This is a genomic window from Mangrovicoccus sp. HB161399 (genome assembly GCF_013184745.1).
In the GTDB taxonomy this organism is placed as follows: domain Bacteria; phylum Pseudomonadota; class Alphaproteobacteria; order Rhodobacterales; family Rhodobacteraceae; genus Mangrovicoccus.
This window is the reverse complement of record NZ_JAATVU010000100.1, coordinates 1-16,600: the sequence shown is the minus strand read 5'-3', so window position 1 is coordinate 16,600 and position 16,600 is coordinate 1. Positions and strand designations below refer to the sequence as shown.

20 protein-coding genes and 2 tRNA genes are annotated in these 16,600 nt (G+C 65.0%); 12 read left to right on the top strand and 10 right to left on the bottom strand.

Going from position 1 to position 16,600, the window contains the following annotated elements; genetic code table 11:
* Window positions 1–89: 89 nt before the first annotated feature.
* The 5 genes from HCC78_RS28840 to HCC78_RS28820 form a co-directional block, all read right to left on the bottom strand.
* A complete protein-coding gene (locus HCC78_RS28840) occupies window positions 90–542 on the bottom strand; it encodes a hypothetical protein (RefSeq protein WP_172332206.1) in 453 nt (150 codons plus the stop codon).
* Window positions 543–607: 65 nt separating this feature from the next.
* Window positions 608–697: transfer RNA gene (locus HCC78_RS28835), tRNA-Ser, on the bottom strand.
* A 339-nt stretch (window positions 698–1,036) separates the two neighbouring features.
* Window positions 1,037–1,786, bottom strand: coding sequence for a LuxR family transcriptional regulator (locus HCC78_RS28830; protein WP_172332205.1), 750 nt, complete (start codon window positions 1,784–1,786; stop codon window positions 1,037–1,039).
* Between the two features lies 1 nt (window position 1,787).
* The gene (gene aroQ, locus HCC78_RS28825) at window positions 1,788–2,228 is read right to left on the bottom strand and encodes a type II 3-dehydroquinate dehydratase (RefSeq protein WP_172332204.1); all 441 of its coding nucleotides are present in this window, start codon (window positions 2,226–2,228) and stop codon (window positions 1,788–1,790) included.
* 97 nt (window positions 2,229–2,325) lie between these two features.
* Window positions 2,326–2,724 (bottom strand): RidA family protein, encoded by a 399-nt coding sequence (locus HCC78_RS28820; RefSeq protein ID WP_172332203.1) that lies wholly within the window; start codon window positions 2,722–2,724, stop codon window positions 2,326–2,328.
* Between the two features lie 214 nt (window positions 2,725–2,938).
* Here HCC78_RS28820 and HCC78_RS28815 point away from each other — a divergent pair, with 214 nt between their 5' ends.
* From HCC78_RS28815 to HCC78_RS28780, 8 genes are all read left to right on the top strand, one after another.
* The gene (locus tag HCC78_RS28815; RefSeq protein ID WP_172332202.1) at window positions 2,939–3,952 is read left to right on the top strand and encodes an ABC transporter substrate-binding protein; all 1,014 of its coding nucleotides are present in this window, start codon (window positions 2,939–2,941) and stop codon (window positions 3,950–3,952) included.
* Window positions 3,953–3,957: 5 nt separating this feature from the next.
* The gene (locus HCC78_RS28810; protein ID WP_172332201.1) at window positions 3,958–4,755 is read left to right on the top strand and encodes an ABC transporter ATP-binding protein; all 798 of its coding nucleotides are present in this window, start codon (window positions 3,958–3,960) and stop codon (window positions 4,753–4,755) included.
* Window positions 4,756–4,825: 70 nt separating this feature from the next.
* On the top strand, window positions 4,826–5,632 hold the full coding sequence (locus tag HCC78_RS28805) for an ABC transporter permease (RefSeq protein ID WP_253949416.1): 807 nt from the start codon (window positions 4,826–4,828) through the stop codon (window positions 5,630–5,632).
* Window positions 5,629–6,894, top strand: a complete 1,266-nt coding sequence (locus HCC78_RS28800) for a cytosine deaminase (RefSeq protein WP_172332199.1) — start codon at window positions 5,629–5,631, stop codon at window positions 6,892–6,894. The genes HCC78_RS28805 and HCC78_RS28800 overlap by 4 nt, the downstream gene beginning before the upstream one ends.
* Window positions 6,891–8,294: an FAD-binding oxidoreductase gene (locus HCC78_RS28795; protein ID WP_172332198.1), complete on the top strand. Its 1,404-nt coding sequence runs from the start codon at window positions 6,891–6,893 to the stop codon at window positions 8,292–8,294. Before HCC78_RS28800 ends, HCC78_RS28795 begins: the two co-directional genes overlap by 4 nt.
* Before the next feature lie 44 nt (window positions 8,295–8,338).
* Window positions 8,339–8,920 carry an NAD(P)H-dependent oxidoreductase gene (locus HCC78_RS28790; RefSeq protein WP_172332197.1) on the top strand — a complete coding sequence of 194 codons (582 nt, stop codon included), beginning with the start codon at window positions 8,339–8,341 and terminating at the stop codon, window positions 8,918–8,920.
* A complete protein-coding gene (locus HCC78_RS28785) occupies window positions 8,921–9,556 on the top strand; it encodes an NAD(P)H-dependent oxidoreductase (protein ID WP_172332196.1) in 636 nt (211 codons plus the stop codon).
* A 76-nt stretch (window positions 9,557–9,632) separates the two neighbouring features.
* The gene (locus HCC78_RS28780; protein ID WP_172332195.1) at window positions 9,633–10,421 is read left to right on the top strand and encodes a creatininase family protein; all 789 of its coding nucleotides are present in this window, start codon (window positions 9,633–9,635) and stop codon (window positions 10,419–10,421) included.
* Between the two features lie 54 nt (window positions 10,422–10,475).
* On the opposite strand, the gene ssb is transcribed toward HCC78_RS28780, so the two are convergent.
* On the bottom strand, window positions 10,476–11,048 hold the full coding sequence (ssb, locus tag HCC78_RS28775; RefSeq protein ID WP_172332194.1) for a single-stranded DNA-binding protein: 573 nt from the start codon (window positions 11,046–11,048) through the stop codon (window positions 10,476–10,478).
* A 150-nt stretch (window positions 11,049–11,198) separates the two neighbouring features.
* On the opposite strand from ssb, the gene HCC78_RS28770 reads away from it, so the two are divergent.
* From HCC78_RS28770 to HCC78_RS28760, 3 genes are all read left to right on the top strand, one after another.
* Entirely contained in the window at window positions 11,199–11,810 is a 612-nt protein-coding gene (locus tag HCC78_RS28770) for a lytic transglycosylase domain-containing protein (protein WP_172332193.1), read from the top strand.
* 433 nt (window positions 11,811–12,243) lie between these two features.
* Window positions 12,244–12,912 carry a VPLPA-CTERM sorting domain-containing protein gene (locus tag HCC78_RS28765; RefSeq protein ID WP_172332192.1) on the top strand — a complete coding sequence of 223 codons (669 nt, stop codon included), beginning with the start codon at window positions 12,244–12,246 and terminating at the stop codon, window positions 12,910–12,912.
* 205 nt (window positions 12,913–13,117) lie between these two features.
* On the top strand, window positions 13,118–13,552 hold the full coding sequence (locus tag HCC78_RS28760) for a CBS domain-containing protein (protein WP_172332191.1): 435 nt from the start codon (window positions 13,118–13,120) through the stop codon (window positions 13,550–13,552).
* A 19-nt stretch (window positions 13,553–13,571) separates the two neighbouring features.
* On the opposite strand, the gene HCC78_RS28755 is transcribed toward HCC78_RS28760, so the two are convergent.
* Window positions 13,572–14,051: a disulfide bond formation protein B gene (locus tag HCC78_RS28755; RefSeq protein WP_172332190.1), complete on the bottom strand. Its 480-nt coding sequence runs from the start codon at window positions 14,049–14,051 to the stop codon at window positions 13,572–13,574.
* 19 nt (window positions 14,052–14,070) lie between these two features.
* Window positions 14,071–14,649 carry a YqaA family protein gene (locus tag HCC78_RS28750; RefSeq protein ID WP_172332207.1) on the bottom strand — a complete coding sequence of 193 codons (579 nt, stop codon included), beginning with the start codon at window positions 14,647–14,649 and terminating at the stop codon, window positions 14,071–14,073.
* Between the two features lie 156 nt (window positions 14,650–14,805).
* Between HCC78_RS28750 and HCC78_RS28745 the strand changes: the two genes are divergently transcribed.
* A tRNA-Leu gene (locus HCC78_RS28745) sits at window positions 14,806–14,889 on the top strand.
* 95 nt (window positions 14,890–14,984) lie between these two features.
* Here HCC78_RS28745 and xerC read toward each other — a convergent pair.
* Both xerC and HCC78_RS28735 read right to left on the bottom strand, forming a co-directional pair.
* Entirely contained in the window at window positions 14,985–16,037 is a 1,053-nt protein-coding gene (xerC, locus tag HCC78_RS28740; RefSeq protein WP_172332189.1) for a tyrosine recombinase XerC, read from the bottom strand.
* Window positions 16,034–16,246 (bottom strand): hypothetical protein, encoded by a 213-nt coding sequence (locus tag HCC78_RS28735; protein ID WP_172332188.1) that lies wholly within the window; start codon window positions 16,244–16,246, stop codon window positions 16,034–16,036. Before HCC78_RS28735 ends, xerC begins: the two co-directional genes overlap by 4 nt.
* Between the last annotated feature and the right edge of the window lie 354 nt (window positions 16,247–16,600).

The window sequence follows — 16,600 nt, the reverse complement described above, 5'->3', positions numbered from 1 at the left end:
TATCGCACGCCGGAGCAGGCAAGGATCGACATGGCCGCCAAGATGGCCGCATAGTGAATATCGGCCCAGTCCGGCATCCGGGGGCAAGCTCAGTCCTGCCATTGCGCCTCGTCCAGACCGGCATGCTCGCGGAACCCGTCCGTGATCCAAGCATCGAAATTGACGTTCGCGCCCATGCTCTCGCCGTCCTGATGGGCGATGGCGTCTTCGATGAATTCAAGGTCTTCTGTCAGGGAGGGGATCATGCGCGGGTGCAGGCCCTGACTATTCAGCCGTTCCTCGAACTTGGCCTGAACGGACCTGAAGTAGTCCCGCACCATGCGGCGCATCTCGTCATGTCGCAGCTTCGCCAACCGTTCGTCGCCCCGGATCAGCCGCCCGTGGCTCGCAAGATACCGGGCGAGGTCGCCAGCGGCATGAGGGCAGCGAGTCCCTAAGGATATCCTAACGGTGCTGCGCTGCTGGTCGTCGATGCGCGGCAGGGGCCAGCGGAAGTAGAAAATCCCGTGACGGGACTGCGACAGGTATGAATCGAGCTTCATGCGTGTGCTCCACTCTGTGTCGCATCTGCATGCCCTAAGCTCTAAGTCATTGATTTTAGGGTAACTGGCGGAGAGACAGGGATTCGAACCCTGGAGACGGTTACCCGCCTACACACTTTCCAGGCGTGCGCCTTCGACCACTCGGCCACCTCTCCGTGGAGGCGCTCTTAGCCCGGCCCGAGAGGGGAGTTCAAGAGGCAGAATGCCAGAAAAGCGAACTTCCGCGAAAAAAAGAAAGCGGCCCGAGCCTAGCCCGGACCGCCTTCCCTGAACGAACGGGGAAATTGGGGATGAACCCGCCGATCGGTGCGGGAGCGTCCGGGACCACAGACGGCCGCTCCCAAAAGTCCGAGGCAAGACCGCATCTATTTCGGCCCTGCCGCGGGGTTCCCTGGCTTTCGCCACCAGCAATCGGGAACAGTGCCAATCTTCCAGTTAACGGACCGTAAATACAGTGGGGATTTCCAGACCGCGGCAAGCGCGCCGCGGAGCCCTCAGCCCTCGATCACGAAGATCTGGTTCTGGAAGGAGGCCTTGAGCACCGCCTGGGCCGTGGTCTCCACGTCCAGTGCCTCTCGTGCCAGCCGCAGGTGCTTCTCGATGGTCGCTGCGGTCAGCCCCATGATCGTCGCGATGTCCTGCGTGGTCTTGCCGTCGCCCACCCATTCCAGCGTCTCGCGCTGGCGCTTGGTCAGGCTGCGCTTGGTATGGGTGAAGGGCAGGTCGATGATCTTCAGATGGGCCACGTTGTTCATCAGCACGATCTCGCGGCCCTTCTCGGCCCACATCTCGTCGAGCTCGGCCTGGGGCGTGCCGCGCTTGCCGGTCAGAGCGATCGCGCCCTTGGAGCGCCGCGAAGAGTTGTTGAAGCTCACCGAATAGCCCGCGGTGACCCCCTGGGACCGGTTGAACTCAACGACCTTCAGCTCGGAGGGCGTCATGCTGTCGATCGCGCGGGCGATCCAGCCCCAGCTGCAGGCGCCGACATTCTCCGAGGCCCATTTCACCATCGGGGCATGGAAATACATGCCCTCGCCGATGAAGCGGTCGGTATAGCTCTCGTCATGGTTGGTCAGGATCAGCAGGTCTTCCGGCGCCCCGAAGGAATTCGCCGTGCGGAAGCGGGTGAAGCCGTAGATCAGCCGGTCGAACCCGTAGGCGGACATCGCGTCGACATGGATCTGCCAGACCTGCTCCATGCTGTGGGCATCTGTGACCGCTTCGAGATAATCCTTCAATTCCATGTCATTTGCTCCTCAAATGTCCGGCAAGCGCGCGCAGGGCCAGCGGATAGCCGGCCGGGCCGAAGCCGCAGATCTGGCCGAGCGCGACGCGGCCGATATAGGTCTTGTGGCGGAATTCCTCGCGGGCGTGGATGTTGGAGACATGAAGCTCCACCACGGGCAGCTCGACCGAGGCAATCGCGTCCATCAGTGCCAGGGAGGTATGCGTATAGGCGCCCGCATTCAGCACGATCCCGTCCATCGTGCCCTTCGCGGCGTGGATATGGTCGATCAGCACGCCCTCGTGGTTCGACTGGGCACAGGTGATCTCGGCCTCCAGCTCGCCCTCCAGCGCCTTGCACATCGCTTCCACCTCGGCCAGCGTCGTGGAGCCGTAGACCTCGGGCTGGCGGGTGCCGAGCAGGTTGAGGTTTGGGCCGTTGAGGACGAGAAGGCGAAGCATGGACGTGGTCTCCGATCGGATGCGCTCCCGGATCGTCCGGGGGCGTCAGGCGCGGCATCACTACGCCGAAACGGCGCCTGACGCCAGAGAAAGCGGGTCAGCCGGACCCGTCCGCGGCGGCCAGAACCTCGACCTCGACCACGAATTCCGGCCGGGTGAAGCCCGAGACGACCATCAGCGTCGAAGCGGGCAGGCGGTCCGTTCCGGCCAGCCATTCGTCGCGGATCTCCATGTAGCCGGCCATGTGCTCGCGGCCTGTGACGTAGGCGTTGATCCGCACCGCGTTCTCCGGGCCCATTCCGGCTTCGGCGAGGATGGCGGAGATGTTGGCGAAGCAGATCCGCGCCTGCGCCTCCACGCCCTCGGGCACGGTGCCGTCGGCGGCAAGGCCCAGCTGGCCCGAAGTCGCGGCAAGGCGCGCGCCGGGCGGGACTTCCACGCCATGGGCGTAGCGGGCGAAGGGCGGGGCAATCGTGGGCGGAGAGAGGACTCGCATGCCGATTTGCTCGCGCGCGCAGGCGGTGTTTGCAAGCCTTGCCGTCCGGCCGCGCAGCATTTGACTATACTTTAGGCAAATGCCGCGTCTTGCCGCCACGGGATCCGGTCGAAACCGCGCATTTGGGGATCGCGCGCTTCCGTGCCGCCCGGGGGCAGGCAATGTACCGGCACAAGGTCAAGCAAAGACCGCACCGACTGGGAGAACCGACGACATGGCCAAGACATTCCTGACCGCGACCGCCGCCCTGGCGGCGCTGTCCTCCGCCGCCACCGCACAGGATCTGACCGAAGTGAGCTTCGGCACCAACTGGGTCGCCCAGGCAGAGCATGGCGGCTTCTACCAGGCCGTGGCCGACGGCACCTACGAAGCCTGCGGGCTCGACGTGACCATCGTGCCGGGCGGCCCGCAGGCCAACAACCGCGCGCTGCTGATGGCCGGGAAGATCGAGTTCAACATGGGCGGCAACATGCTGCTGGCCTACAACGCGGTGAAGGAGGGCATCCCGCTCGTCGTCGTCGCGGCCTCCTTCCAGAAGGAGCCGCAGGTTCTGATGACCCATCCGGGCAAGGTCTCGAGCTTCGAGGGGCTCAAGGACCTCGGCACGATGATCATCGGCGACAACGGCTTCCAGTCCTACTACCAGTGGCTGATCCACGATTACGGCTTCTCCGCCGAGAAGCGCGTGCCCTACACCTTCAACCCGGCACGCTTCATCGCCGACGAGGATTCCGCGCAGCAGGGCTACATCACCTCCGAGCCCTATGCGGTCGAGAAGGAGGGCGGATTCGTCCCCGACATCTGGCTTCTGGCGGATGCCGGCTTCTCCACCTATTCGACCACGATCGAGACCATGCAGGCCACGATCGACGAGCACCCCGAAGTGGTGAAATGCTTCGTCGAGGGCACGGCCATCGGCTGGGCGAACTTCCTCTACGGCGACAACGCCGCGGCGGTCGAGGCGATCAAGGGCGACAACCCCGACATGAGCGACGAGCAGATCGCCTTCTCCATCGAGAAGCTTAAGGAATACGGCATCGTGGACTCCGGCGACACGCTGGAGATGGGCATCGGCGCCATGACCGACGAACGCAACCAGGATTTCTACCAGAAGATGGTCGCCTCCGGCGTCATCGAGGACGGCATCGACATCGCGTCCTCCTACACGACCGAATTCTCCAATACCGGCGCCGCGCTGGCCACCGTCAAGGAGCTGACGGGCAAGTGACGCCGATGGCTGCAACCCGCTCTTCCGCCCCGGCGGGGGAGCGTTCTCCGCTCCTGTCGATGTCCCATGTCGACAAGGTCTTCGGCCGCGACGTGGTGGCGCTACGGGACATGACGCTCGATGTCGGGCAGGGCGACTTCATCTCGCTGCTCGGCCCGTCGGGCTGCGGCAAGTCGACGGCGCTGCGGCTGATCGCGGGACTGTCGCATCCGACCTCCGGCTCGATCCGCTGGGCGCAGGACCGCGTCGACGGCGATCTGTCGGTGGTGCTGCAGGAACCGACGCTGATGCCCTGGGCGACCGTGGCACAGAATGTCTGGCTGCCCTTCCGCCTGCAGGGGCGCCGCTTCCGCGCGGTGCGCGACGAGATCCTCGAGGCGCTTAAGCTCGTCGGGCTGGAGAAGTTCCAGAACGCCTATCCGCGCGAGCTGTCGGGCGGCATGAAGATGCGCGTCTCCATCGCCCGCGCGCTGGTCACCCGGCCGCGGCTGATGCTGATGGACGAACCCTTCGCCGCGCTCGACGAGATTACCCGCTTCAAGCTGAACAACGACATCCTCGCGATGCGCGAGAAGATCGGCTGCACGGTGATCTTCGTGACCCATTCGGTCTTCGAATCCGTCTTCCTGTCGGACCGCATCGTCATCATGGCTGCCCGTCCGGGCCGCGTGATCCGTGAGTTGCGCGTCGGCGAACCCTATCCCCGCACCGAGGTGTTCCGCACCTCCTCGGACTACGCCGCGCAGTGCCGCGCGGCCTCCGAGGCGCTGAAAGAGGCAATGGGGGCCCATGACGACCACTGACGAAACACTTGGCCAGGATGGCCGGTTGCAACCTGCAACCGCCCCTGCGATCGCCGCCGATACCGAGGAAATGGCGCGCCTGCGCCGCCGCCGCGCCGAGAAAATCGGCCAATGGGTTCTGCCCGCGCTTGTGGTGGTGCTGACCATATTCGCCTGGGACCGGATCGTGGTGATCAACGAGATCCCGCATTACATCCTGCCGCGCCCCGGCCTCGTCGCCAAGACGCTGATCGAGGACTGGCCGATCCTGTTCGACTCCCTTCTGGTGACTCTGCAGATCACCATGGGGGCGCTGGCCATCGCGGTGCTGGGGGGCGTCGGCCTTGCCGTGCTCTTCACCCAGTCGCGCTGGATCGAGATGAGCTTCTTCCCCTATGCCGTCATCCTGCAGGTCACGCCGATCGTCTCGATCGCGCCGCTGATCTTCATCTATGTCGACAGCAAGATCGCGGGCCTGCTGATCTGCGCCTGGATCGTCGCTTTCTTCCCGATCCTGTCGAACACGACGCTGGGCCTGAACTCCGCCGACCACAACCTGCGCGACCTCTTCAAGGTCTACGGCGCCAACCGCTGGCAGAGGCTGCGCTTCCTGCAGCTTCCCTCGGCGCTGCCGTACTTTCTCGGTGGTCTCCGCATTGCGGGCGGCCTGTCGCTCATCGGTGCCGTGGTCGCCGAATACGTTGCTGGAACGGGGGGCATCGGGTCGGGCCTTGCCTTCCGCATCCTGGAGGCCGGCTACCGGCTCAACATCCCGCGGATGTTCGCGGCGCTCCTGCTGATTGCCCTGACGGGCATCGTCATCTTCGCCTCGCTGTCCTTCCTCAGCCACATGCTGCTCAGGAAATGGCACGAAAGCGCGATCAAGAGAGAAACATGACCAGCTTCAAGACTTTGCCGGAGGGGCCGATGACCCTCCGAAACGTGACGGTGCCCGGTTGCATCCTGCAATCGCCCCAGGACCTCGTCCGCACCGACCTGCATATCGCCGATGGCCGCCTGACGGACGTGCCGGGCCAGCCGGTCGAGATGGGCGGGGCGATGGTCTTTCCCTGCTTCGTCGACATGCACACGCATCTTGACAAGGGCCATATCTGGCCGCGCAGCCCGAACCCCGACGGCACCTTCATGGGCGCGCTGACCACCGTGGGGCAGGACCGCATGGCCCGCTGGAGCGACGAGGATGTCCGCCGCCGGATGGAGTTCTCGCTGCGCTGCGCCTATGCCCACGGCACCCGCGCGATCCGCACCCATCTCGACAGCCTTGCCCCGCAGGACGAGATCAGCTGGCCGGTCTTCGCCGAGATGCGCGAGCGATGGAAGGGCCGGATCGAGCTGCAGGCCTCCAACCTCGTGGCCGTGGACACCGCGGAATTCGAAGGCCGCTTTCTGCGGACCGTCGAGCTGGTGGCGGAGAACGGCGGCGTGCTCGGCATGGTCACATACCCCTGCGCCGATCTCGAAGATCGTCTGCTGAAATTCTTCAAGCTGGCAGAAACCAATGGCTTGGACGTCGACTTTCATGTGGACGAAACGATGGATCCGTCGGTGGATTCGCTGCGCACCATTGCCGAGACCGTCCTGGCCACCGGCTTCCCGAACCGCGTGACGGTGGGCCATTGCTGTTCGCTCTCCACACAGGACGAGGCGACCGCCGCCCGCACAATGGACTTGGTGGCAAAGGCGGGGATACATGTCGTCAGCCTGCCGATGTGCAACCTCTACCTCCAGGACCGTGGTCCCGGCACGCCGCGGAGGCGCGGCATCACGCTGGTGCACGAGCTCAAGGCGCGCGGCGTCAATGTCTCCTTCGCGTCGGACAATACCCGCGACCCATTCTACGCCTATGGCGATCTCGACATGATCGAGGTGATGCGCCAGGCGACGCGGATCGGCCATCTCGACCACAGCGAAACCGACTGGACCGACGCATTCCTTGCCAATCCCGCCCGTGCTTGCGGTTTGCAACCGCCCTCTCTGGCGAGCGGCGCCCCGGCAGATCTGGTGATCTGCAAGGGGCGCGACTGGACGGAACTGTTTTCCCGTCCGCAATCTGACCGGATCGTGCTGCGCGACGGACGCGCCATCGACACGGCCCTGCCGGATTATTCCGAACTTGACGACCTCATGGAGCCCGCATGACCCCGAATATCGCCGCCGCCAAGGCCGCCTTGTCGCATCTCGAGATCGAGGAGCGCGAGGCCACCATCCGCTCCATGAGCCGCGATTTCTTCTGGTATTCCCCGGTGCTCAAGGCACGCCTCGACCATGTCGTGGCAGATTTCGTCGTCTATCCGAAGACCGAAGACGACGTGCTCGAGATCCTTGCGACATGCTACAGGCACGATTGCCCGGTCACGACCCGCGGTGCAGGCACCGGCAATTACGGCCAGGCCATGCCGCTGGCAGGCGGATGCGTCATGTCGCTGAAGAACCTCAACCGCGTGAAGGAGGTCCATCCCGGCCGCGTCATCGTCGAGCCGGGCTGCCTGCTGAAGGATCTCGACGCCCATTGCAAGGAGGCAAGCGGGCAGGAGCTGCGCATGTTCTCCTCGACCTGGGCGACGGCGACGATCGGGGGATTCATCGCCGGGGGTTCCGGCGGGATCGGTTCCTGCACCTGGGGCGCGCTCAGGGATCTGGGCAACATCATCCGGTTGCGTGTTGCAACCATGGAGGAAACTCCGCGGATCCTGGAATTCCGCGGCGAGGAACTGGCCCGGGTCAGCCATGCCTACGGTACCAACGGCATCATCACCGAATTGGAGATGCCGCTGGCGCCTGCCTATGACTGGGTGGACATCTTCGTCACGACCGAGAGCTTCCCTGAGGCCTCGACTTTCGCCAGCGAGCTGGCGAACGAGGACGGCATCCTGATCAAGCTGGCCAGCGTCTACGAGGCGCCGATCGCGCATGACTATTTTCAGCGGGTGAAGCCGCATGTCACGCCGGAGAGCAACCTGATCGGCCTGATGGTGGCACCCCACGCGATGGAGGCCTTCCTGACCTTCCTCGGGCGCCGCCCGGGGGCGAAGCTTATCTACCGGTCCGATGCCTCCGGCTGGGACCGCACGCCGGGGCCGGTCTTCGAATACGGCTGGAACCACACGACTCTGCGCGCGCTGAAGGTCGATCCGTCGATCACTTACCTGCAGATCCGCTACGGTGCGCCGGATCATATCGAGAAGGTCGAGAAGATGCGCGCAGCTTTCCCGGGCGGCGAGGTCATGCAGCATCTGGAAGTCATGCGCGAGAACGGAAAGACAATATTTGCAGGTCTTTCCATGGTGAAGTTCACGTCGGAAGAGCGGCTGGACGAAATCATCCGCATCCACGAGGACGCCGGTTGCCTGATCTTCAATCCGCATCGCTACACGCTGGAGGAAGGCGGACGGCAGACCGTGGATGACCGCCAGCTTGCCTTCAAGCGCGAGGCGGATCCCAAGGGCTTGCTCAACCCGGGCAAGATGATTTCCTGGGACGTGCCGGACTGGGATTACTCCAGCATGTACGCCTATGGAAAACTTCAGCCGGCAGAATGAATTGCATGGCGGCTTTAAAGTGAAACCATGACGGAAGATTGCAGATGAGCCGGGCCCTCGTCCTATTCGCCCATCCCTGTCCCGAGAGCTTCTCCGCGGCCCTGCATGGCCAGGTCGTCGGCAAGCTGGCGGAAGCGGGCTGGGACGTCGATGACTGCGACCTGAATGCCGAAGGCTTCAGCCCGGTCCTGACCGAGGCGGAGCGGCGCGACTATCACGAGACGGGCAGCGACCGCAGCGCGGTCCAGCCCTATATCGACCGGCTGATGGCGGCCGAGGCGCTGGTCATGGTCTTTCCGGTGTGGAATTTCGGCTATCCGGCGATCCTCAAGGGGTTCCTCGACCGGGTCTTCCTGCCGGGCGTGTCCTTCCGGCTGGAGAACGGCAAGGTGAAGCCGAACCTCACCCATATCCGCAGGCTTGCGGCCGTCACCACCTATGGCGGCACGCGGTGGCGGGCGATCGGGGCGGGAGATCCGCCCCGGAAATGCGTGACGCGCGCCGTGTGGCACGTGACGCGCCCCGAGAAGATGCGCTATCTGGCGCTGTATGACATGAATCGCGCCGATGACGCGAAACGCGGTCAGTTCCTCCAGAGGGTGGGCCGGGAGATGGAGACCCTCTGAATGCGTGCCCTCGTTGTGTATTGCCACCCGAAACCCGACAGCTTCAATGCCGGGGTGCTCCGGCTCGTGCTGGAGAAGCTCGACGCGGCGGGGGCGGAAGTGAAGGTGAGCGATCTCTATGCCGACGGGTTCCAGCCGATCCTCTCGGCGGGCGAACTCGACAGCTATCTCGACTGCCCGGGCAATGTCGGCCCCGTCGAGCGCGAGGTGGAGAAGGTGCGCTGGTGCGATACGCTCATTTTCGTCTATCCGACCTGGTGGTACGGGCTGCCGGCGATGCTGAAGGGCTGGCTCGACCGGGTGCTGCTGCCCGATGTCGCCTTCCTGATGCCCGACCAGCACAATGCCACGATCCGGCCGGGGCTGACGCACATCACCCGGCTGGGCGTCTTCACCACCTGCGGGGCCAGCTGGTGGCTGACCCGGTTCATCGGCGCGCCGGGACGGCGGACGCTGCTGAGGGGCGTGCGGCTGCTTTGCGCCAAGCGCTGCCGGACGGCCTTTGCCGCGCATTACCTGATGGACAGCTCGACCGGGCCCAGCCGCGAGGCGCATCTGAAGCGGGTTTCGGCGAAGCTCGACAAATTCCTCGGCCTGGCGCGGGAGCGCGGCGCGGGGTCAGCGGTTTCGGCTTGAAACCGCGTTCCGGGCACATGGTTGCAGGTTGCAACCGCGCCCGGCAAGAGGGGAACACCCCGAAAAGGAGACTGAGATGAGGCGGCTGGACTGGGCCGAATACCGCTTTGCGGAATTCCGGGACATCGATCCGGAAAAGGTGATCGCTATCCTGCCGACGGCGGCGATCGAGCAGCACGGGCCGCATCTGCCCGTGGGCACCGACACGATGATTGCCGCTGGCATGCTGGCGCGGCTGCGCGCGACCTGTCCGGAGGACCTGGACATCCGCATCCTGCCGATCCAGGCGGTGGGCAAGTCGAACGAGCATCTGCATGCCACCGGAACGCTGACGCTGGCCGCCGAGACGGCGCTGCGCGCCTGGGTGGAGATCGGCCTGTCGGTGGCGCGCGCAGGCGTGCGCAAGATCGTCATCGCCAATTCGCATGGCGGCAACCTGGACCTGGTGTCGATCCTGTCGCGCGAGCTGCGGGTGCGGGCGGCGATGCTTGCGGTCAAGACCCAGTGGATGAGCTTCGGCCATCCCGAGGGCGTCTTCACCGAGCGCGAGCGGCGCTTCGGCATCCATGGCGGCGATGTCGAGACTTCGCTGATGCTGGAATTCCAGCCGCACACGGTCGACATGGCCGAGGCGCGGAATTTCCGCTCCAGCGCCGAGCGGACCGCGATCCAGCCGATCGGGCCGACCTCCTATGGCTGGGTGGCGACCGATCTCAATCCCGAAGGCACGGTGGGCGATGCCAGCATCGCGACGCGGGAAAAGGGCGTGCTGATGGCCGATCACGCGGTGGCGGGCTTCACCGAATTGCTGCGGCAGGTGCGCGACATGCCGCTGCCGCCGCCGGTCGCCGTCGCGGGCAGCTGAGCCCGCAAACGGAAAGGGCCGCCCGGAGGCGGCCCTGAACCCGATGTCCCGGCCTCAGAACGGGATTTCGTCGTCGAGATCGCCCCGGCCGCCGCCGAAGCCGCCGCCCGAGGAGCTGCCGCCGCCCGAACCGCCGCCATAGCCGCCCCCGGAGGAGCCGCCGCCGAAGCCGCCGCCCGAGGAACTGCCGCCGCCCGAGCCGCCGCCATAGCCGCCGCGGTCATCGCCGTAGCCGGAATCGCCGCCATAGCCGCCGCCCGAACCGCCGCCTTCGCCGCGGCCGTCGAGCAGGGTCAGCTCGCCGCGGAAGGGGCGCAGCACGACTTCGGTGGAATAGCGGTCCTGGCCGGACTGGTCCTGCCATTTGCGGGTCTCGAGCTGGCCCTCGATATAGACCTTGGAGCCCTTGCGCAGGTACTGTTCGGCGATCTTTGCGAGCGGTTCGGAAAAGATGGCCACGGAATGCCACTCGGTGCGCTCGCGGTTTTCGCCGGTATTGCGGTCGCGCCAGCGCTCGGACGTCGCGATGCGCAGGTTGCACACCTTTCCGCCGTTCTGGAAGGTCCGCACCTCCGGGTCGCGCCCGAGGTTGCCGACCAGAATGACCTTGTTCACAGACCCCGCCATGGGTTCTCCCTTCCTGTCTTGGCTGCGGCCCTCCTGTTACTTCAGCCCGCGGAGGGCGGCAAGCCAAAGGGCCGGGTTCCTTCGTTCTTCTGGATCTTGATGAAAGTTGAAGGTATAAGCGCCGCAAGAAAAACGGCAGGGGTCTTGTGCATGCAGGCGGGATTTCGGGTTGGCGCGCCCTTCGCGGTCGCGGCGTTTGCTTTCGTCATGGCCGCCGGGGCGGCACAGGCGCAGTCGGTCTCCTCGGACCGGACGAACCTTTTCCGGCAGCAGACCAGCTTCCTCGACAAGCGCGGGGCCACCCAATACGCCTATTCCGAACGGCTGATGCCGCCCTCGGCCTGGGACGGAAAGCTGAGCCTGCCGCCCGCGCGCGGCGGCAATTCCAAGTACCGCAAGATGTACATGCCGATGGCCTCCGAGGCCGCGCGGCGCCACGGCATTCCCGAGAGCCTGTTCACCCGCCTGGTGCAGCAGGAGAGCGGCTGGAATCCGAATGCGATGTCCCACAAGGGTGCGATCGGCCTTGCCCAGCTCATGCCGGGGACGGCGCAGCTCCTCGGGGTCGATCCGCGTGATCCGCGCCAGAATCTCGAGGGCGGGGCGCGCTACCTGCGCCAGCAGTACAACCGCTTCGGCTCCTGGCGGCTGGCCCTTGCCGCCTACAATGCCGGGCCGGAGGCGGTGAGCCGCCACAACGGCGTGCCGCCCTACAGCGAAACCCAGAAATACGTCTCGGCGATTCTGGCCGGGCTCGGCTGAGCGGGCGCGGATCCGGAGACCGGAGCTGCCGCTGCGGCAGGCATTTTGTGCCTTGCCAAGCTTAACATGTAAGTTATATCCAGCGTGAACCAATGCGGGGCAGAGGTTGATCTGATCCGGCATGCCGCCCGTTATGGGCGAGATCCCCTGAATCCGGCGGGATCCAATGTGATTTTGTGTTCCTGACATGCTTGGCTGATCCGGCCCGCATCCACCTGAGATGCAGCTGTGAGATCGCCGCGCCAAAAGTGAAGATCTTCACCTTTTTTCAAGGGGATTACCTGCATTTGCGCTAGACATGGCGACGATATTTTCTTAATACGTTAACAGTTTACGGGTAACATCTTAATAATTTGTTACAAAGCTCCGATACCGCTTTGTGCAACCCGTAGTAGAGTATAAACATACCCTTGCAATTGTGGGGAGAATCCTAATGAAGACTATTTCGAGTGCCCTGGTCGCGGGCGCGCTCAGCCTTGCGGCCTCCGGAGCCGCTTTCTCGGCAACCTGTAGCTCTGAAACCTATCTCGATGGCGGCGTTTCCGTTGCGTATGACATCGACGACAACGTCGTTGCGCAGCCGAGCGGCACCAACAGCGGCTGCTGGCTTGGCGATACCGCCCAGGACTTCGTCAGCGATCCGATGACCGTGAACACCGAAGCGGTCTTCGGCGTGAGCAACTGGGAATATCTCGGCAAGGTCGATGGCGGCAGCGGTTCGGACGGCAGCTATGCCCTGACCATCTCCGGCGGGACCGTGGATGGCACGTGGAGCGTGTCCAGCTCGATCTTCGACGACTATGTCGCGTTCATCATCGTGCTGAAGGGCGGCGAAGGGGTTCCGATCCGTCCGGATGCCTATGTGGCCTACGCCTTCACCGCAGCTGACGGCACGGCCGGCGATTACGAGACGCCGTTCTTCAACATCAACAGCGGCAACGACACCAACATCAGCCACTTCACTCTCTACGGCCTGGCTGGCGGCGGCTACATTCCGCCGGAATTCCTGCAGGGCGAAGTCCCGCTGCCGGCCGCAGCCTGGATGATGCTCTCGGGCGTCGGCGTGCTGGGCGCAGCTGCAGCGCGCCGCCGCAAGTCCTGACGCGTCCAGTCGCAAGCTGGACCGAAAATCGGGCCGTCCGCAGTCAATGCGGGCGGCTTCTTGCTGTCCCATGGCCTCTTCCGCGCTGCTGCGCGCGATTTGCCGGTCTCCGACTTCTGTCGTCTTGACAGGTCGTTATGTCGCGGCGACCCTTGTGCGAGGAGCGGCATGCGCCGCGCGCGGCGCATCAAACTGGGAGAACGGAATGCAAGTAGGACAGATCCTCAAGTCGAAGGATGTGAACGGCGTGATCACCGTCACGCCGGATCAGAGCGTGGGCGAGGTGGCGGAGCTTCTTTCGGCGAAGAAGATCGGCGCAGTGATCGTCTCGGCCGACGGCCGCGGCGTCGACGGCATCCTGTCCGAGCGCGACATCGTCCGCGAGCTGGGCCGCCGGGGCGCGGTCTGCCTGCAAGACAAGGCGCGGCAGATCATGACGGCCAACCCGGTGTCCTGCGGGCCCGGCGAGAACAGCGACGAGATCTTCGGCAAGATGACCGAGGGCCGGTTCCGCCACATGCCGGTGGTCGAGGACGGCGAGATGATCGGGCTGATCTCGATCGGCGACGTGGTCAAGGCGCGGCTCGCCGAGATGGCGATGGAGAAGACCGCCCTCGAAGGCATGATCATGGGCTTCTGACGGCCGGGGAGCGCGCGGCTCAGCCCCGCCGCGCGGTCCTGAACGCGGCGATCCACAGCGCCATCAGCGCGAGAGAGATCAGCGCGTTGTAGTTCGGCATGGTCAGTCCGAACATTTCCCAGGCGATCTCGTCGCAGCGCACCAGCGGGGCGGCCATGATCTGGTCCATCAGCTGGTCCGGGGTGAGGCCGCCGATCGGTCCCGAGGTGCAGGTGTTCGGACCTTCCCACCAGCCGCGCTCCACCCCCGAATGGAAGACGCCCAGCCCGGTGCTGACCGCCATGGCGGCGGCGCCAAGGATGGCGGGCAGGCGGGCGATGCCGGTGGCGGCCACGGCGACGGCCAGGAGCGCGCCCAGGGCATGCGGCCAGCGCTGCCAGAGGCACATCGGGCAGGGGCTCAGTCCGCCGACATACTGGAAGGCGAAGGCGCCGAGCAGGAGCGCGAGGGAGCCTGCGCCTGCGGTGAGGGCGGCGAGGCGGGAGAGCTTTGTGGTCATCGGGTCGTCCAGCTGGTCTTCACAAGTACTTCACTAGGACGAAACCGCCCAGGAGAAGAACGCAAAAGATGGTGAACATCAGTCCGAGGCGCTTTTCGATGAATTCGCGGATCGGCGGCCCGAACTTCCACAGCAGCGCAGCCACGATGAAGAAACGCAGTCCGCGCGCGGCGATCGAGGCGATGACGAAGACCGGCAGCGACAGCGCGGTGGCCCCGGAGGTGATGGTGATCACCTTGAAGGGGAAGGGGGTGACCCCCGCGATCAGCACCGCCCAGGCGCCCCACTCGTTGTAGCGTGCCTTGAACTCGTCGAAATATTCGAGCTTGCCGTAGAACTCGAGCACCGGCCTGCCGACGGCCTCGAACAGGCCGTAGCCGATGTAGTAGCCCAGCAGCGCGCCCAGCACCGATGAGACCGTGCAGACCGCCGCGATCCGCCAGGCGCGGTGCGGCGCGGCGATGATCATCGGGATCATCAGGATGTCGGGGGGGATCGGGAAGACCGAGCTCTCCACGAAGGAAACCGCGGCGAGCGCCCAGAGCGCGTAGCGGGTTTCGGCCAGGCCCATCGTCCAGTCGTACAGCTTGCGGATCATACTCGGCACCTTGTTGAACGGGATTGTCTTGCCCTTGCGGCCGATCTGGGTCAATCGCGGCGCCGGCTCTTGTGCCATGCTGTCGCATTCCGGGACGCGGGGCGGGCCGATGCCAGTTGACCCGGCCGGGCCGCCGTCGTATCTGCGGAAAACTGGGCCCGAGTGGCGGAATGGTAGACGCAGGGGATTCAAAATCCCCCGACTTCGGTCATGTCGGTTCGAATCCGACCTCGGGTACCAGCCCAGCTTCAATGACTTAGGGTGTTTTCGGGCTATGTTGGCGGCCTTCTCTGTGCCTGCGTGTCCCAGAACCGTGTCCTAGTTTCACGGTTCGTTCATTCTCTGTTCGTTCCGCGCCGGTGCGCGTTGCGCGACATGATTTTGCGGTTCGCACGGGATCGGTAGTAGGCGATGGTCTCCGGCGTCTGATTGGTGATCGCCTGGATCTCGGCGTCGCTGCACCCGGCCTCGGCCAGGCGGACGATCGCGAGCTTGCGCAATCCGTGCAGCACGAATGGCTTTGCCTCGTGGCCCAGTGTCTTCCGCCACGCCCTGAATTCCTTTTCGATCGCATCATAGCCGGTCGGCTCGGTCAGGTTCTTCGCCAGCACATAGGCGCCTGATCGCGGGATCGTGCCGAGGTATTCGGACAGGTTCGGCGGGCAGAATACCTCGTAGGTGGTGTCCGTTTTCTCGTCGGTGACGGTCATCCATTCGCCCCGGAAATGGTCCCAGCGGGCCATCACGGCGGCGCCTGGACGTTCGCCTCGGCCGAGGATCAGCCGCGACAGGGTGCGCACCCGGGCTGGCGCGTCCTCGAGGGCCTCGACCATCCACTCCGGCCAGGGCTCGAACGGGTTCCGGGTGCCGTAGAGGTCGATCCCCTTCGCGGGGTTCGGCCCCAGCGACCAGTCCTGCTTCTCGACTGCATAGTTCCATAGCTTGGAAATCATCTGCACGCGCCAGTCGGCCTTGCGAGGCGTGTCGGCGAGCTTGGCGTGCACTGCGCGGACATCGGCGCGGGTCAGGCCCGAGACCGGCTTGTCGGCGTTCTTGTCGGTGATGTAGCGCATCTCGCGGCGGTAGCTCGTGAGCGTGGCGGGCGACAAGCGCTTCTGCTCGCGCGGGTCGGCCTGCCATGCCTTTACCAGATCGCCCCAGGTCCTCGTCGGCAGCGCGATCTGCGCCGGGTGCCGGCCGCTTTCGGCCATCCAGTAGAGCCTGTCTAGCTCGGCCGGGTCGCCCTTCCAGTCGAGCGTGATCTGCCGCTCCCTCTGCCTGCCTCCTTCCGTCCAGGTCACCAGATGGACCGGGTATTCGACGACAGTGCCGTCGGCGCGGCGGCGCTTGCGCCATTTCAGGTGCTTTCTGGACAGGCGGCGGATCATGCCTCGAACCTCGACTGCTCCGGCAGGGCGGCGTTTCCGGAGACGATAGCCTCCAGCTCGCCGACGCTCCACCTGAGTTCGTCGCCGATCCGCTTCGCCTGCGGCAGCGCGCCCTGGCTGACCAGTGTCCGGAACTTTGTGGGCGGCATGTCGAGCATGGCTGCGGCCGTCCGTTCTGAGACGGCCAGAGGCGCGAGGCGGGAGGTCATGGGCGGCTCCTCTTGGGGAGACCTGAGAAGATGTACTCATACCGACCCTTCCCGAGGCAGACTTTCCGGACGATTCTGAGCCAAGCTCTCCCGTTACGTTTAGCCATCCAGGAGCATGCATAACCCGGACGGTAATCCTTCGGCCGTTGTCGGTTCATGGCACGACCAGGTGTTAGCTTGACCCATCGGCGATGCGGAACGGAATGCAGAGAATGTCTGCGCTGGTATATAAAGGGCGTCATTCGATCAGCCCTGCCAGCTTGAGCGCCTCGATGTCGCGCAGGATCGTCGTCAGCGGCGCGTCGAGGGCTGCCGCGATCTGCGTCGGCGGCGTTGCCGGATCGCGCTGCCTGG